The sequence below is a fragment of the Bacillus sp. JJ1764 genome (assembly GCF_036962145.1).
Lineage (GTDB): Bacteria > Bacillota > Bacilli > Bacillales > Cytobacillaceae > Neobacillus.
In genome coordinates this window covers 450-2,886 of record NZ_JBALNY010000073.1, presented here as the reverse complement: position 1 = coordinate 2,886, position 2,437 = coordinate 450, and the positions used below count along the sequence as shown (strand labels likewise).

General features: G+C 39.5%; 3 protein-coding genes. All 3 read left to right on the top strand.

Features of this window, described 5'->3' with window-relative positions; all coding sequences use genetic code 11:
- Window positions 1-999, top strand: a 999-nt coding sequence (locus V7083_RS11990; RefSeq protein WP_335477968.1) for an MFS transporter, incomplete at its 5' end; no start/stop codon positions are given.
- 105 nt (window positions 1,000-1,104) lie between these two features.
- A complete protein-coding gene (locus tag V7083_RS11985) occupies window positions 1,105-1,374 on the top strand; it encodes a hypothetical protein (protein ID WP_335477967.1) in 270 nt (89 codons plus the stop codon).
- A 209-nt stretch (window positions 1,375-1,583) separates the two neighbouring features.
- Window positions 1,584-2,437: DUF3231 family protein (locus tag V7083_RS11980; RefSeq protein ID WP_335477965.1), on the top strand; the 854-nt coding region annotated here is incomplete at its 3' end.

Here is a 2,437-nt window from a genome sequence, read left to right as displayed (position 1 = left end):
TTGGCAACAGGTTTTTTGATTGGTGGACTTGGAGCAATCGGAGTAATCCTCTCAGCCATCCTAAATAGTGTCATTCTGTTATTTTTGTCTCTTCTTGTTTATGGTGCTGGGTCAGCTACGAACCTGCAAGCCCGTTATGCAGGAACAGACCTAGCCAATAGTAAGCAGCGGGCAACCGCGATTAGTATTACGATGGTTTTTACCACATTTGGTGCCGTTGCAGGACCAAATTTAGTAAATGTGATGGGGGATTTTGCCCTTTTAATCGGTGTTCCATCACTTGCAGGTCCTTTTATTTTAGGGGCAGCATCCTATATTTTAGCAGGTCTTGTCCTTTTCATTTTGTTGCGTCCAGATCCTTTAGTGATAGCGAGATCCATTGAAGCAGCCAATCTTAAACCTATTGATAAAGAACATCCGACGACAGCAGTGGAACATTCAAAAAACAAAAGAGGCATCATTGTTGGGGCAACGATTATGGTTCTTACTCAAATTGTCATGGTAGCGATTATGACGATGACACCTGTTCATATGATGCATCATGGACATAGTTTGGGTGCCGTCGGTCTTGTTATTGGATTTCATATAGGTGCCATGTATCTTCCTTCTCTGGTTACGGGTGTCCTCGTCGATCGATTAGGGCGAACTGTCATGGCAGTGGCTTCTGGAACAACACTTCTTCTCGCAGGTTTACTGGCAGCATGGGCACCAGGAGATTCTATGGTTTTTATGGTAATCGCTCTTTCCTTACTAGGATTAGGGTGGAATTTTGGTTTAATCAGTGGGACGGCTCTTCTTGTTGACTCAACAGAAACATACACACGGGCTAAAACACAAGGGACTGTGGATGTGTTAATTGCCCTGTCAGGTGCAGCCGGTGGAGCCTTTTCAGGGATGATTGTGGCTGGTTCCAGTTATGCAACCTTATCCATTTTTGGGGGAATCTTGTCCTTATTGCTAATTCCTGTCGTGATATGGTCCCGGGGTGGAAATAAATAAGTTTGTTCTATATAGAAAAATAGGAAACATATGGGTACCCGCCGTTTCACACTGAAAATGGCCTCATACTGTATAGGGAAATGAACGTAAAGGAGAGGTACCCACATGTATCCGTATGGAAATTATCAAATTCCGCAAACTCAATTCGACTATTACCCATATGTTCAGCAAAACCAGGCTAACCCAGAAAGGCAGTTTCCACAACTTACACAACTATTTCAATTGCCCCAATGGCGGCAGCTTGAACGAAGAGTTGAGCAACTCGAAAGGGAAAATAACCGAATACAGCGCCGATTACAGCGGCTGAATCAAAGGCTTCGCACAGTGGAAAACCGACTAAACATTCCGTTCTCCCAATTTGATGGAGAGTTTTAACAATCAAATGCTTGAGTAAACTAATCAATAAAGGGTCAAGAGTAAAAATGAAGATCGCCGTGGCGGTCTTTTTACTTTTTTTACCCATTTTAATGTCTTTTGTTAATTCAAATTTAATAATGAGGCGCTGTAAAGATAATAATAATTAAAAATGGAATATGATTTGAAAGGAGGAAAACACTAAGCGAAATTAACAGAAGGGAGCCATTATGCAAACAATTAAACCGATTAGATTAGGTACCCATAAGACAAATACGAATGAGCCATTAACCTCTGCAGAAATGGGGAAGTTGTGGGCAACTTACATGGGGAACAGCATGGCAAAATGTATTTTAAGCTATTATCTTAGAAACGTTACGGATCCAGATATTAGGACGTTACTAGAAAACGCATTAACCTTATCCGAGGAATTTTTAAAAATCACTACAGACATTTTTACAAAAGAAAGCTTTCCGATACCAAAAGGGTTTGGGGAAGAGGATGTAAACCTGAATGCCCCACGCTTATTTCAAGATCAATACTATCCACATTATTTGAAATATGTTGCCAAAGCAGGGATGAGTATCTATAGTGTTGGATTACCGATCGTTTATCGGAAAGATGTAAGAGAATTTTTTACCTATTGTATGAATTCTACAATGGAATTGATGGAACAAATAAAAGAAATATTAATGAATAAAGGTCTAACCATAAAGCCACCCATTATCCCTGTTCCAGAGAAAGTAGATTTTGTACATACTGATTTTCTAAATGGTTACTTTGGTCATATAAGACCCTTGCATGCGTTAGAAATAGCCCATTTTTATGATAATATTGAAAATAATGTTACTAGTAAAGCCCTGATCATGGCCTTTGCCCAAGTGGCAAAAGATGAAAAGATTCGAAAGTTGTTTGAATGGGGAAGAGATATGACAGCAACAAATGTTCAGCATTATATGCAAATGCTTCATGATGAACATTTACCTACCCCATCTTTTCTAGATGATTTAGTAACAACATCGACATTTTCACCATTTTCGGATAAGATCATGCTTTTTCATAAGATGGATATGTTTTCGATGAA

Bases quoted from the DNA above. Each gene is read 5' to 3' on its own strand.
- V7083_RS11985 (WP_335477967.1), top strand. From the start codon at position 1,105: ATGTATCCGTATGGAAATTATCAAATTCCGCAAACTCAATTCGACTAT.